Here is a 15442-nt window from a genome sequence, read left to right as displayed (position 1 = left end):
CGTCCCTGTTAAAAATTAGTCTACTCAGTCAACGGCGTTCGCCCATTCATCAGGCGGCTTGCGGCTAGATTTGCAGGTTGATGCTAAAGCCGCTGGTCACGCCCGAAGTGTGGAAACTCTCCGGCTTGTAGAGCGGCACACCCGCAAACAGGTCATAGCTGAAGCGCTGCCAGAACGCTCCGCGGATCCCCAGCGCACTGCCTGCCAGTTGCTGACCGGCCAGATAGCGGGTACCCGGACCATCGACCCGGCCATAATCCATGGCCCAATAGAGTTCATGGTCGTTCCCAAGCACCTTCCAGCCCAGTTCATTGCGCCAAATCAGCCCCTTTTCACCGGATAAGTTCTGCTCACCATCAAAGCCGCGCACGGTATAGCGCCCGCCAATCGCCAGACGATCTTGCGGCGTCAGCGGCGAGTTGCTCCACTGCCCGCGCAAACTGTTGTTGTAGCGCCATGACTGTTCGGCCCAGCGGAAAGGCAGATTCAGGCTGATATCGCCCATCAGCATGCTCGGGCGCGAGGTGCCGCCGTTATAGGCTTCCTCAGGCGCAGGCAGCGCGCCGAAAGCGCCGTTACCGCGACGCCAGTTGATGTTGGCATCTACGCCCGCCTCACCGAAAAAGCTGTGCTGATTCAGCCCGAGTTCCCAACCTGCCGTGCGGCGCTGCTGCTGATCAATCTGGATGTCGTCCACCGCATTGGTGGAGTGACGGCGGTAGACGCGCATATTGAGTGTTGTTTTGTGTGCCTGATTGCGAAACAGCAAACGGGAGACCGCAAATTGGGCATTTTCGCTTTTGCCGCTGTATGTGAGGGTCTCGTTGGCATTGGCAATATTCTGGTGATAGTTGTAGTCGTTATAGTTGGCAGAAAAGCCCCAGTAACCCAATGGAATGGTGTAGTTCAGGGTGTTAGAACGGCTGTCATAAGGGCCGTCGCGAAAAAGGCTTCTGCCAATGTTGGCGTAGAAGAGATCGTTCTGGGCGAAGGGAGCGTCAATCGCCAGCGTCGTTGAGCCCTGATATTTACCGGTGCTTTTTGACCCGCTATCGTCCAGCCCGAGGCTAAGATGCACCGGGCGGCTCTCTTTCCAGGCGATCAGCAGATCGCTGGTGGCTTCATGTTGTCCGGGCGCAATCTTAATATCGGCATCCACATTGGAAACCCGTTTGAAGTTCTCCAGTGCCTGTTCGATATCACGCAGGTTGAGGATATCCCCTGAACGGGCCGGGACCGCGTTCCAGAGTCTGGCCCGGTAAGAGACCGGTCCGTCAAAACGGATCTGTTCAATACGGCCCGGCTGCAACGTCAGGGTAAAGGTTCCCTGAGTGAGATCCTGCTCCTCGGCCATAACGCGCGTCGTAACATACCCTTGTTCTAAAATGGCATTCTGGACTTTGTTGATCACCAGCAGGATCCCTTGGGAACCCAGACAGCGGCCTTTCGCGCTCTTAACCGCGTCAAGTGCCCACTGGAAACGGCTGGCTGAATCGCCGGTCAGTCTGAAGGTCGTGATCGTGAAACACGGGGACTCAGTCGCGGGAAAATCCGGTAATGGCGTTTCAGGTCGCGCAAGCCGGATGTCGGTTTGCGGGGTGTTCTGTTGTCGTAACGCGCGCTCCCGCTCCTGCTGGCGGATTTGCTCCTGAGCATCAATGGCGGCGGCGCTACGGGAAAGTACGGACGGCGGGACATTGGCTAACGGCGCAGCAGATGGCTGTGACGCAAGAGGCTGAACACTGAACGGAGATGAGCCTGAAACCGGGGCGGCATAGCTTGCAGACATCGCAAAGCTAAACGTAAAAACCAATACGCGGCAGGCAATATTAATCGCGGGGCGAAGCACGGAATATCCTTATTAGCATCTTGTCGAAAAAAAAGCATCCTTGTTGCGGCGCATTATGCCAACGTAAAATACATTTACAATAAATATTAATTTATTTACGAAGTGAAATATTTCAGAGGGGGAGAAAAACCTTAGGGGATTATGTGAATTTTCTTGTAAATCATAATATTAAGCAAATAAAACTTATCGAGTCAGGCTTTAAAAGCGGTAAAAAGCATGAGATCTTCAATCAAAATAAACGCTTATTGTAGCGTTATAATTTACAAGGTGAATATATTTTTATGCGGTACTTCCATACCGGGCATTATTCACATCCGTTACCCGAACGCGTTATTTAGCCCTTCCTGCTGGCAAGAAATTTCTTATGTTTCGCGAAAGACTTAACTATTATCTGGCAAAATCAATTGCCTCTCCATGAGCAAACCTTTGCCGTCGGTCAGGCTGACGGTGATTTGTGTCCACTCCCCCTTCTGCATTGAAAAACGCATCTGGCCCAGTGTTTGTTCCTGATTGGCGGCGAGGGTGATATTGCCTTGCTGACGGCTGGTGCTTTGGCCTTCACCCGCGCGGTGGGAGACGGCGATGGTTATCTGACAGGCGCAACCGGCGGTAAGTGTCGCCATCGGCGTAACGATGTAGGTGTCGGCATCAGAATGCGTATCAAACCACAGTTGATTCGACATGATGGCAGCGATCAGTAAAACATGCATTGGCCCAGATCCTCGGATGAAAAGACAAAACAGGGCTCGGGCCCTGTTTTGTTGAATGCTGCTTACACAGAAATAGCCAGATTAATGCTGGGAAGCATAAGCCTGGTTGTTGCTGCCGTACTGCTGAATGTTTGCCAGGCTGCCGTCTGCACTTTGGCTTGCCTGAGCATAGTTAGCAGTACCGTTCTGGCTGACCAGCACTATGCTCTTGTCTGCGCTTTGTGACACATTGGAGGTGTTGTAATCACCAAACTGGCTGACTTTCACCAGACTTTTGTCACCCGTCTGATTGGTGCCAGCGGTGTTTTTAAAGCCGTGCTGATCGATAGCGGTCAGAGACTTAGAAACGCCCGTTTGGGTGGCATTTGCCAGGTTAGAAGTACCTGCCTGATAAATCTGAATTTCCGCGTTCCAGTCGGTAGTTTGGAATACCGGCGTCGTTGACGGAGGTGTTGATGGACCTGAGCCGCCACCGCCATAACCTGCGAATGCACTGCCACTGACAACTAAAGCTGAGACTGCCACAATTTTCCAAAGATTCATGATGCTACCCCATTGGTTAAATTTCGGATGACCTTCAGTTGAAACGGAATATTTAACGCTGTGTCACTCTAATCGCCATTCCTGACGAATCTTGCACGACACCGGCGGACCGGTCCGTACCACTCTGGCTAATTTGCGTCACGCTCCGGCTACCTCGCTGGAGAATGACTGCCGTATTGCCAAAATCTTTCTGATCTATCGATGCTGAACTGCTATTACCCTGTTGCACAACGACGGCGGTATTATCGCTCCCACTTTGTGTCACATCGGAACTGTTACCATTTCCGCGCTGATTAACATAGGCAGTATTGTCATTGTTATATTGTGTAATATTACTTCTGTTACCGTTACCCACCTGACGGGAGACAGCCACATTGCTGTTACCGTTCTGGAGAATAATACTTGAGTTACCGGTGGCTGATATTCCACCTGCCGCTAACTGTTCAAAAGTGCTGTTATATGTATCGCTGATACCTATGCCCGCTTCACTGTGGGCAAAATCGTTGGGTTGCGCTACAGCAATAAAAGGTAATGACAGCAACGCAACGGCAAAGAATTTCATTTTCATAATGCGACCCTGATTTATTTTCACTCAACTTTGATACTGCGGTTAAAGCGATAAATCTTTTCGGATGCTCAGACGTTTTCTGTTTGACGAGTTGAGTATGGATATTCGTGAAAATAAAAAACTCACCTGTAAGTCGTATTTTATTTACAGCCTCACCATAAAGTATGAGTTTCACTATTTTTACACTCGCCTGTCCCGATGCCATGCAACATGCCGGGATGAGATATGGCATTTATCCTAAAATAGAGTTTCTGCTCTTTTTTATTCATCACACAAATCGATAAATTCTTATTAAGAAAAATGCGAAAAATAATCGTCGCCTGGTTTATTTTTAACAGGTCGATGCTTCTTTCGGGTGAGATTGTGCGCTGCATCACCCGTTTGCACGGGGTCAAACCTGAGTAAAAAGCGTGAAATCCACCTCTCACCTTAAGAAAACGGGTGTAAAGACGGCTCCATGTTTGGGATAACGTAGACTAAAGATGCACCAGATTACTGATATCAGCCGATTATTCTGTCCATATGGCAGCAGAAATGACTTTGTTTACAAGGGTCTTTGTAAGGAATGCGTTAAGGGCTTAGTTAAACAAATTTAATCGATAACGGGTCAATCACTTAACGAACGTTAAGAAAAGTTTACACATTTTAATTTACATTTAGAAACACAAATAGACCTTGCTTTAGAATACCCAATGACTAGATTGAAGCTGTACCAAGCAAGGGACTTCTAAAAATACGTACCTAACCTGTGTGACGGAAATTTAACTATTTAACTATCTTTAGCTTATTTATGGTTAAACAGTTGGCTGTTCCACAAGCTACATTCAGCAGCAGTGATGCAACCTATTTTGTGCCTTCAATTATAAGGTACTACCAGGTTGCGGAAAAAAATCAGGGTGGAGTTTCATTATGAGTAATGAAGCAAATATAAATAATAATCTTTTATTATTAGTAACCAGGCCGTCGTTACAAGCCAGTGCATTATTACAACAACTTAAACACCAGCTATGTGTAAACACTAAACTGCATAATATCAATAAGTCTCTTGAGAATAGCCCCCTCGACGATACGCCATTAACCCAGGCACTTATTCTGTTTGATATGATGGAAGCCGACCGGCGACAGATCGTTCTTTGGCAATCTGTTCTGAGCCGCTTCCATGAAAACATCAAGTTATTATTATTCAACACCCCCAATGACTATCACTTTCGCGAGATCGAGACCTGGCCGCGGATCAGTGCGGTATTTTATATCTCGACCGATGAAAACAAACTGGTCGAAGGTATTAATAGCGTGATCCACGGCGAGTGTTATTTCACCCAGGGGTTTGCCAGCTATCTGATCAATCAATCTGGTCAATACCGCTATCTGAATTATGAAGAGTCTGGCCTCACCCACCGGGAGAAGGAAATCCTCAATAAACTGCGCGTAGGTGCGTCAAACACCGAGATCGCAAAGTTGCTGTTTATCAGTGAAAACACCGTCAAAACGCATCTTTATAATCTGTTCCGCAAGATTTCCGTCAAGAACCGTACTCAGGCGGTCTCCTGGGCAAACGATAACCTTAAGTGCTGACATGAAAAAAATCGCCATGTGTCTGCTTTTCTGTTTCACGCTGGTGCTCAGTTGTAGCGCTGGCGCAGCAGAACTCAAAGATCCGGGGCTGATCACTGACCATACAGTGACGTCAGTCGGTCATGATTTTTATCGTGGGTTTACCGATCGCTGGGAAAAGACTTACCCGGAGACCATCACCATCAGTGAAAGACCCAGTGCGCGCTGGGGCAGCTGGATAAGTATCAAAATCGGGCAGGATACCCTGTATCAAACGCTGCTGTTCCCCAACCGACGCAATTTTAATAAAGAGATCGATACAGCGGTCGCCAGCGTGCTCGATGCACTGTCTCGCCGCCAGATTGATAAAGCCCTGCTAAGCACCGGCGATCTTACCGGCGATGAATTTTAGGAGCACACCGTGAAAACTTATGTATCCCTTTTGTCGTTGCTACTGGTCTCCCCACTCTCCTGGGGAGGAAATATGGTCTTCCAGTTCGTCAACCCGAACTTTGGCGGAAACCCAAACAATGGCGCGTTTTTACTCAACGAGGCCAATGCGCAGAACTCCTATAAAGATCCTGACGGCTACAACTTTGACTCTTCTACCCCGTCGGCCCTCGATAACTTTACCTCCGCCTTGCAGTCACAGTTGCTGGGTAACCTGATGGGCAATATCAGTCAGGGCAAACCAGGACGCATGGTCACACAGGACTTTATCGTGGATGTGCAGAACACCGACGGTCAGTTGGTGATGAACGTCACCGACCGCAAGACCGGCAAAGTCTCCACGATTCAGGTTCAGGGTATCTCAGGCGCCAACTGAACCTGACAGGCACCGCACCCCAAAAATCGATTCACAACAAAGATCGGGAAGGCCATCTATGCGCAGCATCTTTTTACTTCTTGCCACCCTCACCCTCACCGGGTGTTTGACTGCACCACCGAACCAGGCAGCGAAACCCACGCTGTTACCTCGTGCTCAGAGTTATCAGGATCTGACCAATCTGCCACCGGCACGCGGCAAGATTTTTGTCTCGGTTTACAACATTCAGGATGAGACGGGCCAGTTCAAGCCTTATCCGGCCAGTAACTTCTCGACGGCGGTGCCACAAAGCGCCACGGCGATGCTGGTGTCAGCGCTCAAGGATTCAAAATGGTTTATTCCTCTGGAGCGTCAGGGGCTGCAGAACCTGCTCAATGAACGCAAAATTATCCGCGCAGCGCAGGAGAACGGCAGCGTAGCAGTGAATAATGCGCGGCCACTCTCGTCACTGGTGGCGGCGAATATCCTGATTGAAGGCTCGATTATTGGTTATGAAAGTAATGTGAAATCTGGCGGGGTTGGCGCGCGCTATTTCGGCATTGGCGCCAGCACGCAGTATCAGTTAGACCAGATAGCCGTGAACTTACGTGCTGTCGACGTCAATACCGGGGAAGTTCTGTCGTCTGTAAATACCAGCAAAACAATATTGTCCTATGAAGTTCAGGCCGGGGTATTCCGCTTTGTGGATTACCAGCGATTACTGGAAGGAGAACTGGGTTACACCACCAACGAGCCGGTGATGCTCTGTTTGATGTCTGCAATCGAGACTGGCGTGATTTATCTGGTGAATGACGGTATCAGCCGTAACCTGTGGCAGTTGCAAAATCCACAGGATGCCTCAGCACCGGTACTGGAAAAGTATAAGAACCTGATTGTCCCTGTCGCGTCGTAATACGATAGTTGGCGAGGGAGAACGGCCGGTTGAGGCGGTTCTCCCTCTTTTTTTTGAGCTTTTAAACATCGTCACGCGTCATCAGGTTTCGGCGGTTGCTGATAATTCTTTACCCGCTTCTTATCCTCCAGATTGAAATCAGGATCGAGATAAATACTGAGCCTTTTGATGCGCAAATCCTCAAACTCAAACACCGAACAAAAGTGATGGCTGCCGGTTTGCGGCGCAGGCCAGCGTTCACCGGTTTGCATCACTCCGCGCATCTGCCCTTCCAGCACCAGCGTTTCACCATCACTGATAAAACGAAATTTATCCTGAATATGCTGAATTTTGTCGATCTCCAGCGCGAAGCGTTTACCCAGTTCCCCCAGCGATGATTTACCTTTCGCCGTGCCAAATTTCGGGAAAAACACCTCGGTATCTTCGGTAAACAGATCCAGCAAGGTTGCGTCCGCCTGATCCAGCTTGGCGTAAAATTGCCTGATCACCTCGATGCGGCCTTTCTTCAGCGCGTCCTGTGTCATTTTTCCCCTCTTATCACCCATAGATGAACTTTTATTCACCTCACTAAGCCTAGTGACTTGTGCTGAATTTGCCTGTCTGACGGGCCAAATAAGAAAACTCTCAGCAACACAAAGGGTTAGTACATCAACCGTGGCTACCCCGGAACTCGCGCCGATAAAGCGACGGGGAGGTTTTGAACTGTTGCTGGAAATGCCTGCGCATCGACAACGCCGAACTGAAACCAGATTTCTGCGCCACCAGTTCCACCGGCTGATCGGTTTTTTCTAAAAAGCGCTGCGCTACGGCCAGCCGCTGATTTAACAGCCACTGCGTCACAGTGGTCCCGGTGGTTTGCTGAAAGCGACGGGTAAAACTGCGGCGGCTCATGCAGGCTTTTTCACAAATGACATCCAGGCTAAGTTCGCTTTGCAGGTTTTCGGAGGCCCAACTGAGCGCTTCCATAAAACGGTCGCCACCGGCGGTGTTATAGACCGGCTGCTCAATGTACTGCGCCTGACCGCCCTGCCGGTGCGGAGGCACCACCAGCAGACGCGCCACGGCGTTTGCGGCATCGGCACCGCAATGCTGGCGCACCAGATGCAGGCAGCAGTCGATACTGGCGGCCGTTCCGGCGGAAGTCACAATGTCGCCGTCGTCCACATACAGCACGTTCCTGTCTACCGAAATGGACGGATAGAGGCGCACAAAATCCGGCATCCAGTGCCAGTGCGTGGTAGCCCGACGGTTATCCAGCAGGCCCGCCGCCGCCAGCACAAAGGCCCCCATACACAATCCGACAATCCGCACACCCCGCTCGTGGGCGCGTTGCAGTGCTGAAGTGAGTTCAGCGGGCGGCGCCTGCTGCGGTGTGCTCCAGCTCGGCACCATCACCATATCGCAGGATTCAAGCGCGTCCAGCCCGTGCTCGGCAAGAATGGAAAAACCGGCATTGGTGCGCAGCGGCCCGGCTTCGGTCGCACAGATTTTCAGGCTATAGGCCGCTTCACCCTGCGCATTCAGCGCCTTTTCGAATACCGCACAAGGTACCGACAGATGAAAAGGGATGATGTCGTGAAATACCACGATCCCAACGTTAATGACGGACATAACACTCCTTGTTGCTCGCAGGCAGTTACCGGGTCAGAGATCAAAAATAGCATTTTGGCGCAAAAATACCGCTTTTGGTTACTTCGCTGTCTGTGGCGGTACAGAGGAAAGCCCCAGAATGGCCGCCAACGCAGACACGGTGCCCCCTACGGCAATCTGTTTCTGACTCAGCCCAACGGAACGGGATCAGCATGATCTCATGGAGATACTACAATGAAAAAACTACTGGCTTACAGCGCTCTGGCGCTCTCAATGGTGACGACAACAATGACGATGAATACTGCAAATGCACAAACTCACTCAGCCCCGACTATCCGCACGATGAGCAGCGCCCCGGCGACTACCTCGTTACAGGCAGGAGAAACTGCGCTGATTGTGATCGACTTCCAGAACGAATATTTCACGGGAAAAATGCCGATCCCAGATGGCATGAAAGCGTTAAAGAAAACCCAGGAACTGGTGAAATTTGCCCATGACAAGAAGATGCCTGTGTTCTTCGTTCGTCATGAAGGTCCGGCTGACAGCCCGCTGTTCGCTAAAGGCACCACCTTCTCTGAATTCCATAAAGACTTGCAACCTGCGGCTGGCGACAAAGTGATCACCAAGGCAACACCGAGCTCCTTCGTTGGTACCGATCTGGAAAAACAGCTCAAAGATCTGGGTATCAAAAAGATCATCGTGACCGGTCTGATGACTCACATGTGTGTCTCTTCAACGGCGCGTGACGCTGTCCCCCTGGGTTTTGACGTGATCATCCCTGAAGATGCCACGGCCACCCGTGACCTCGATACCTGGGACAATAAAAAGGTGGATCACGCCACGCTGCAACGCGCAGCACTGGCCGGTGTGGCTGACGTTTTTGCCGAAATTATGACCACCAAACAAGTGCTGGCGCTGCCAGTTAAGTAATTCTGCCGCCGTCCTGCCGCACATTTTTTTCGGCCGTGTTTGTTACTCAATGTTAACCACGGCCGTTTTCGCGATCCTCATGGTCTACAGTTAGTCATGTATGAATCACATGCACTATTTTGTTCATTGAATGAGCCGGACCTAAATCTGGTCGGTCCCGCAGACAAGAAGGAACTGCTTATGTTTGATAAAGCGAAAGATAAAGTTGAAGAAGTGGTAGGTAAAGGTCAGGAAGAATTTGGCCGTGCAACGCAGGATCGTGATTTGCAGGCTGAAGGCGTCGTACGCAAAAATCTTTCTCAGGCCTCCTACGCGGTGAATGATGCCGTTGATACCGTGAAGCGTCAGACCTCTGACAACCCGGTTCCGGCCCTGCTGATTGCCGCCGGTGTGGGTTTCCTGCTGGCGAAACTGGTTGGCCGCAGATAATTTCTGCCTGACGTGCACCAGAAACATGGGTGTTGCAGGCCATAAAAGAGTAAAACCCGGCGAAAGCCGGGTTTTTTGTTGGGTGCAGGAAAGCACGTCATCAGGCTTTTGGTGCGAGAACTCCGTCGGCGCGGAACATGGCTTTGATGCCGCGAACGGCCTGTCGAATACGGTCCTGGTTTTCAATCAGGGCGAAACGCACGTGGGTATCCCCGTAGTCTCCGAAACCGACACCCGGCGAGACGCACACTTTAGCGTCGGCCAGCAGGCGTTTGGCAAATTCGAGTGATCCTAAATGGGCGTATGCTGGGGGGATTTTCGCCCAGACATACATAGAGGCTTTCGGGTTATCCACCATCCATCCGGCTTCGTGCAGCCCACGCACCAGCACATTACGGCGCTGACGGTACTGTTCGGCAATGTCTTTCACGCACTGCTGATCGCCTTCGAGCGCCGCAATGGCCGCCACCTGCAACGGCGTAAAGGTACCGTAGTCGTGATAGCTTTTGATGCGGGCCAGCGCGTTCACCAACTCAGGGTTACCGACCATAAAGCCGATGCGCCAGCCGGCCATATTGTAACTTTTCGACAGCGTGAAGAACTCCACCGCAATGTCTTTCGCGCCCGGCACCTGCATAATCGACGGTGCTTTCCAGCCATCGTAAACAATGTCAGCGTAAGCCAGGTCATGAATGACCAGCACGTCATACTGCTTAGCGAGCGCGACGACGCGCTCAAAAAAGTCGAGTTCAACGCACTGTGCGGTCGGGTTAGACGGGAAGCCGAGGATCATCATTTTTGGACGTGGAATGGTTTCGCGGATCGCGCGCTCCAGTTCGGCGAAAAAGTCCACGCCTTCGGTCAGCGGCACAGAGCGCACCTGCGCACCAGCAATCACAGCGCCGTAAATATGAATCGGGTAACTTGGGTTGGGCACGAGAACGGTGTCACCGTGATCAAGCGTGGCCAGCATAAGATGCGCCAGCCCTTCTTTAGAACCGATGGTGACAATGGCTTCGCTTTCCGGGTCGATCTCGACCTGATAACGGTCGGCATACCAGCGGGAGATAGCCCGGCGCAGGCGCGGAATGCCGCGCGAGGTGGAGTAGCCGTGAGTGTCTTCGCGCTGGGCGACCTGCACCAGTTTTTCAACAATGTGCGGCGGCGTAGGGCCGTCCGGGTTCCCCATACTGAAATCGATAATATCTTCGCCGCGACGTCGCGCAGCCATTTTCAATTCAGCGGTGATATTAAAAACATAAGGGGGAAGACGATCGATACGTGAAAAACGACGTGGAGAACGTGAGTCAGCCATAAATTCCTCGAGGATACGTGAGCGCCCGGACCGTCCGAGCGACGCTGACCGCATTTGCGGTCCTCAATGAACATATCTCAGGCGCAAAAAACTGTCGAGTCTTTGAGCAACAAATTTTTAACTGCGCGGATCGCCTGCCAAAATACCCAGCAGCCAGTCGTTATGCCAGGTTTCACCGATGCGGTAACTTTCGCGCAAATTGCCTTCCAGACGAAAGCCGCACTTCTCCAACACGCGGCGTGAACCGTCGTTGCCCTCGAGCACGTTGGCCTGTAAACGGTGGAAATCGCACTGATCGAACGCAAAATCTAGCACCGCGCGCAGAGACTCCACTGCATAGCCTTTCCCCTGATATTCCGGCGAAATAATGAAACCCACTTCTCCCTGCTGATAGGGCCGCCAGTCAGGAAAGAAGCCGGTCAGCCCCACGGCGTTACCGGTGTCGCGTTCGCGGATAATCAGGCATAGCCAGAAATCGGCATAGCGATCCCAATAACCTAAGCGCTGTTCGAAGCGGCTGCGGATTTGCGCCGGTGTATCCAGATCGCCGATAAAGCGCATCACGTTGGCGTCCTGATACAATTTCTGGAACAGCCACCAGTCGTCTTCTTCAATCGGCTGCATGGACAAACGTTCAGTCGTTAACAACAAAGGCGTCAGCGTTTTCATTACTCATCCTGCGCGAAATAGTTAAGGAAAAATTGCGTAATTCTGCCCGCACTCAGGGCGTTTTCAACATACAATAGTTCGCATTCCCATTGCCACCACCCAGAGAGCCTGCCGTGCCGCAAGTTTTTGAAATGTTACTGGCGGTCTTTGACCGTGCTGCCCTGATGTTGATCTGCCTGTTCTTCCTGACCCGCACCCGCCTGTTTCGCAAGCTGCTCCAGAAAGAGAGCCATAACCACACGCCGCTGGAGCTGGCTGCCGTCACGACGATTTTTTCCCTGTTTGCCATTTTTGGCACACTGTCGGGGATTAACGTCGAAGGCTCACTGATCAACGTGCGCACCATCGCCATTATGTCTGGCGGCATTCTGTTCGGACCGTGGGTGGGCATCATTACCGGGGTGATTTCCGGTTCCCACCGCTTTCTGATCGACATTAACGGCCCGACCTCACTGCCTTGTCTCATCACCAGTATTACCGCCGGTTTCCTTTCGGGATATATCAATCTGAAAGTGAAGAAAGCTAATCACTGGAAAGTCGGTATTGCCGCCGGGATGCTGTGCGAAGCACTGACTATGCTGCTGATCCTGCTGATGGCAAAACCCTTTTCTCTGGGGCTGGATATTGTGATGAACATTGCCGCGCCGCTGATTCTCGGGGCCAGCTCCATCGGACTTATTGTACTGCTGGTACAGAGCGTGGAGGATGAAAAAGAGGTGATCGCCGCCCGTCAGGCACGGCTGGCGCTGGATATTGCCAATAAAACGCTGCCGTACTTTCGTAATATTAATGCCGAATCTCTGGCAACGATCTGCGGCATCATCCGCGAGGATATCGATGCCGACGCCGTGGCGATCACCGACACCAAAAACATTCTGGCGTACGTCGGCGTCGGCGCGGAGAAGTACAATATTGGTGAAGAAAGCCTCAGTGATATCACTAAACTGACGATCGAAAAGGGTAAAATCACCATCAAGAATAATGATGAGATGCACCGCACGCCGCAAATTCACTCGCTGATCATCATTCCTCTGTGGGAAAAAGGGGTGGTAACCGGCTCGCTGAAAATCTATTACTGCCACGCGCATCGCATCACCTATTCACTGAAAGTGATGGCGATCGGGCTGTCGCAGATCATCTCGACGCAGATGGAAGTGTCACGGGCCGAACAGCTTCGCGAAATGGCCAATAAAGCCGAAATGCGCGCACTGCAAAGCAAGATTAACCCTCATTTCCTGTTTAACGCGCTGAACGCGATTTCGTCGTCAATCCGCGTTCGCCCGGATACGGCGCGCCAGTTGATCATCAATTTGTCGCGCTATCTGCGCTATAACCTTGAGCTGAATGACGAGCTTATCGATCTGCGCAAAGAGCTGCATCAGGTACAAGATTATATCGCCATCGAACAGGCGCGCTTTGGCAGCAAACTGACGGTGATTTATGATATCGATGAAGATATTTCGGTACGTATCCCGAGTTTGCTGATCCAGCCGTTAGTCGAAAATGCCATCGTTCACGGCATTCAGCCTTGCAGCGGCAAAGGCGTGGTGGTGATTGCCGTTAAGCACAGCAGCGGCAATGTCAGGGTATCGGTCAAAGATACCGGCCACGGTATTAATCAGGAAACGATTGCGCGGGTCGCGGCCAACGAGATGCCGGGAAATAAAATCGGCCTGCTGAATGTACATCACCGCGTTTCGTTACTTTACGGTCAGGGGTTGCAGATCCGTCGTCTGGAACCCGGCACCGAGATTTCATTTTTGATCACCACGGAAAAAACCGCATGAAAGCCATTATCGTTGAGGATGAAGTCCTCGCTCAGGAGGAGCTGAGTTATCTGATTAAGGCTCACAGCAGCATCAAAATTGAGGCCACTTTTGATGACGGGCTGGACGTGCTCAAGTATCTGCAAACACATGAAGTGGATGCGATTTTTCTGGATATCAGCATTCCTTCGCTTGACGGCGTATTGCTGGCGCAAAACATCAGTAAGTTCGCCCATAAGCCCTACATCGTGTTCATCACGGCCTATAAAGAGCACGCCGCTGAAGCCTTCGAGATTGAAGCCTTCGACTATATTCTCAAGCCGTACCATGAGTCGCGTATTGTCACCATGCTGCAAAAGCTCGAATCACATTTTAAGCGAGACAAACAAGAGCAGCAGGAGCAAACCCAGAGTGCACCGAGCGCCGGACGGGTCAGCCACAGTATTAATCTGATCAAAGATGAACGGATCATCGTCACGGATATCAACGACATTTATTACGCCGCGGCGCAGGAGAAAGTGACGCAGGTATTTACGCGTCGGGAAGAGTTCACGATGCCGATGAATATCAGCGAACTCTGTACCCGGCTGCCGGAAGAGCATTTTTTCCGCTGCCACCGGTCGTACTGTGTGAATTTGTCGAAGATCCGCGAGATCGTGCCGTGGTTTAACAACACCTATATTTTGCGGTTAAGTGATCTGGACTTCGAAGTGCCGGTCAGTCGCAGCAAAGTGAAAGAGTTCAGAAGGTTAATGCGGTTTTGATTGTTGCTCCTTCCCTTTTAAGGGAAGGAGCAAGGACTTGCTTCAAGGATGCAGGGTATGCCCCATTGACTGACGCAGATAGGCTCCGGCGCCTAATAAACCCGGTTGGTCGTGGGTGATCAGGTAAACCGGAATATCCACCAGGTAATCCTTGAAACGGCCTTTGTCTTCAAAGGCGGCGCGAAAACCGGAAGCTTTGAAGAATTCCAGGAAGCGCGGCACGATACCCCCGGCAATATACACCCCACCAAACGTCCCCATGTTTAGCGCCAGATTGCCGCCAAAACGTCCCATGATCACGCAAAACAGCGAGAGTGCGCGGCGGCAATCAATGTCGTCTTCGCCAAGGCCACGTTCGGTCACATCTTTCGGCGCCAGATTTTCCGGCACACGGTTATCTGATTTGACGATCGCGCGGTAGAGATTCACTAACCCCGGCCCGGAGAGAATACGTTCGGCAGAGACGTGACCCATTTCGGTGCGCAGTTGTTCGAGGATCATATCCTCTTCTTCGCTGTTCGGTGCGAAGTCAACGTGACCGCCCTCGCCCGGCAGGCTCAGCCAGCGCTTATCGGCATGGATCAGATGCGCAACACCAAGCCCGGTACCTGCGCCATAAATCACTGCCGGTTTACCATCGATGGGCTTTTTACCGCCAAACTGCAGTAAATCCTGCTCTTTTAGCATCGGAATCGTCATCGATACCGCCGTAAAATCGTTGATCACTTCGAGGTGATCCAGTTTCAGGCCGGCTTTCATCTCTGCGATGGAAAATGCCCACGTATGGTTGGTCATTGCCACCCAGTCGCCAGTGATAGGACAGGCAATCGCGATACATGCATGCTTCACGTCCTGATGCTGCTGCTCGAGATAAACACGCGCCACCGCTTCAAGACTATCGTAATCCAAACCTGAAAAAGTCTGGGCAGCAGAGATTTCCCCGCTGTCGAGTGCGCAAAGTGCCAGACGACAGTTAGTGCCGCCGACGTCACCCACGAGGGAGTATTGGGTCATTTTATTCTCCGAAAATGTAAATT

17 protein-coding genes are annotated in these 15442 nt (G+C 51.4%); 8 read left to right on the top strand and 9 right to left on the bottom strand.

Translation table 11 applies throughout. The features are described 5' to 3' along the window. Positions 1 to 64 precede the first annotated feature (64 nt). The 4 genes from ACZRKO_RS02320 to ACZRKO_RS02305 all read right to left on the bottom strand — a co-directional run bounded on the left by ACZRKO_RS02320 (position 65) and on the right by ACZRKO_RS02305 (position 3670). Positions 65 to 1849, bottom strand: a complete 1785-nt coding sequence (locus ACZRKO_RS02320; protein ID WP_463735657.1) for a ShlB/FhaC/HecB family hemolysin secretion/activation protein — start codon at positions 1847 to 1849, stop codon at positions 65 to 67. 380 nt (positions 1850 to 2229) lie between these two features. Continuing rightward, positions 2230 to 2559, bottom strand: coding sequence for a curli assembly chaperone CsgC (gene csgC, locus ACZRKO_RS02315; protein ID WP_463735656.1), 330 nt, complete (start codon positions 2557 to 2559; stop codon positions 2230 to 2232). Between the two features lie 81 nt (positions 2560 to 2640). Continuing rightward, entirely contained in the window at positions 2641 to 3102 is a 462-nt protein-coding gene (locus ACZRKO_RS02310; protein WP_463735655.1) for a curli major subunit CsgA, read from the bottom strand. Between the two features lie 52 nt (positions 3103 to 3154). After that, positions 3155 to 3670: a curlin gene (locus ACZRKO_RS02305; protein ID WP_463735654.1), complete on the bottom strand. Its 516-nt coding sequence runs from the start codon at positions 3668 to 3670 to the stop codon at positions 3155 to 3157. A 909-nt stretch (positions 3671 to 4579) separates the two neighbouring features. On the opposite strand from ACZRKO_RS02305, the gene csgD reads away from it, so the two are divergent. Genes csgD through csgG form a run of 4 tightly spaced genes read left to right on the top strand, consistent with a single transcriptional unit; the run spans position 4580 to position 6942 of the window. Continuing rightward, positions 4580 to 5245 (top strand): biofilm master transcriptional regulator CsgD, encoded by a 666-nt coding sequence (csgD, locus tag ACZRKO_RS02300; RefSeq protein ID WP_463735653.1) that lies wholly within the window; start codon positions 4580 to 4582, stop codon positions 5243 to 5245. Position 5246: 1 nt separating this feature from the next. Continuing rightward, positions 5247 to 5636 (top strand): curli production assembly/transport protein CsgE, encoded by a 390-nt coding sequence (gene csgE, locus ACZRKO_RS02295; protein WP_463735652.1) that lies wholly within the window; start codon positions 5247 to 5249, stop codon positions 5634 to 5636. Positions 5637 to 5645: 9 nt separating this feature from the next. Next, positions 5646 to 6050 (top strand): curli production assembly/transport protein CsgF, encoded by a 405-nt coding sequence (csgF, locus tag ACZRKO_RS02290; RefSeq protein WP_463735651.1) that lies wholly within the window; start codon positions 5646 to 5648, stop codon positions 6048 to 6050. Positions 6051 to 6108: 58 nt separating this feature from the next. Next, a complete protein-coding gene (csgG, locus tag ACZRKO_RS02285; RefSeq protein WP_463735650.1) occupies positions 6109 to 6942 on the top strand; it encodes a curli production assembly/transport protein CsgG in 834 nt (277 codons plus the stop codon). Positions 6943 to 7013: 71 nt separating this feature from the next. Here csgG and ACZRKO_RS02280 read toward each other — a convergent pair whose 3' ends face one another. Together ACZRKO_RS02280 and ACZRKO_RS02275 are read right to left on the bottom strand one after the other, a co-directional pair. After that, entirely contained in the window at positions 7014 to 7466 is a 453-nt protein-coding gene (locus ACZRKO_RS02280; RefSeq protein WP_463735649.1) for a nuclear transport factor 2 family protein, read from the bottom strand. A 124-nt stretch (positions 7467 to 7590) separates the two neighbouring features. Beyond that, positions 7591 to 8553 carry a GlxA family transcriptional regulator gene (locus ACZRKO_RS02275; RefSeq protein ID WP_463735648.1) on the bottom strand — a complete coding sequence of 321 codons (963 nt, stop codon included), beginning with the start codon at positions 8551 to 8553 and terminating at the stop codon, positions 7591 to 7593. Positions 8554 to 8766: 213 nt separating this feature from the next. Here ACZRKO_RS02275 and ACZRKO_RS02270 point away from each other — a divergent pair, with 213 nt between their 5' ends. Together ACZRKO_RS02270 and ACZRKO_RS02265 are read left to right on the top strand one after the other, a co-directional pair. Further along, a complete protein-coding gene (locus tag ACZRKO_RS02270) occupies positions 8767 to 9462 on the top strand; it encodes a cysteine hydrolase family protein (protein WP_463735647.1) in 696 nt (231 codons plus the stop codon). A 180-nt stretch (positions 9463 to 9642) separates the two neighbouring features. Beyond that, positions 9643 to 9891 (top strand): CsbD family protein, encoded by a 249-nt coding sequence (locus ACZRKO_RS02265; RefSeq protein ID WP_463735646.1) that lies wholly within the window; start codon positions 9643 to 9645, stop codon positions 9889 to 9891. 100 nt (positions 9892 to 9991) lie between these two features. Here ACZRKO_RS02265 and alaC read toward each other — a convergent pair whose 3' ends face one another. Further along, positions 9992 to 11206: an alanine transaminase gene (gene alaC, locus ACZRKO_RS02260; RefSeq protein WP_463735645.1), complete on the bottom strand. Its 1215-nt coding sequence runs from the start codon at positions 11204 to 11206 to the stop codon at positions 9992 to 9994. Positions 11207 to 11323: 117 nt separating this feature from the next. After that, positions 11324 to 11875 carry a GNAT family N-acetyltransferase gene (locus ACZRKO_RS02255; RefSeq protein WP_463735644.1) on the bottom strand — a complete coding sequence of 184 codons (552 nt, stop codon included), beginning with the start codon at positions 11873 to 11875 and terminating at the stop codon, positions 11324 to 11326. 113 nt (positions 11876 to 11988) lie between these two features. Between ACZRKO_RS02255 and ACZRKO_RS02250 the strand changes: the two genes are divergently transcribed. Both ACZRKO_RS02250 and ACZRKO_RS02245 read left to right on the top strand, forming a co-directional pair. Beyond that, entirely contained in the window at positions 11989 to 13662 is a 1674-nt protein-coding gene (locus ACZRKO_RS02250) for a LytS/YhcK type 5TM receptor domain-containing protein (protein WP_463735643.1), read from the top strand. Continuing rightward, positions 13659 to 14405 (top strand): LytR/AlgR family response regulator transcription factor, encoded by a 747-nt coding sequence (locus ACZRKO_RS02245; protein WP_463735642.1) that lies wholly within the window; start codon positions 13659 to 13661, stop codon positions 14403 to 14405. Before ACZRKO_RS02250 ends, ACZRKO_RS02245 begins: the two co-directional genes overlap by 4 nt. Positions 14406 to 14447: 42 nt before the next feature. On the opposite strand, the gene glk is transcribed toward ACZRKO_RS02245, so the two are convergent. Next, positions 14448 to 15419: a glucokinase gene (gene glk, locus ACZRKO_RS02240; protein ID WP_463735641.1), complete on the bottom strand. Its 972-nt coding sequence runs from the start codon at positions 15417 to 15419 to the stop codon at positions 14448 to 14450. Positions 15420 to 15442 lie beyond the last annotated feature (23 nt).

The sequence above is a fragment of the Ewingella sp. C233 genome (assembly GCF_055407225.1).
The sequence above is the reverse complement of the archived record's forward strand: the minus strand, read 5'-3'. Positions and strand labels throughout refer to the sequence as shown.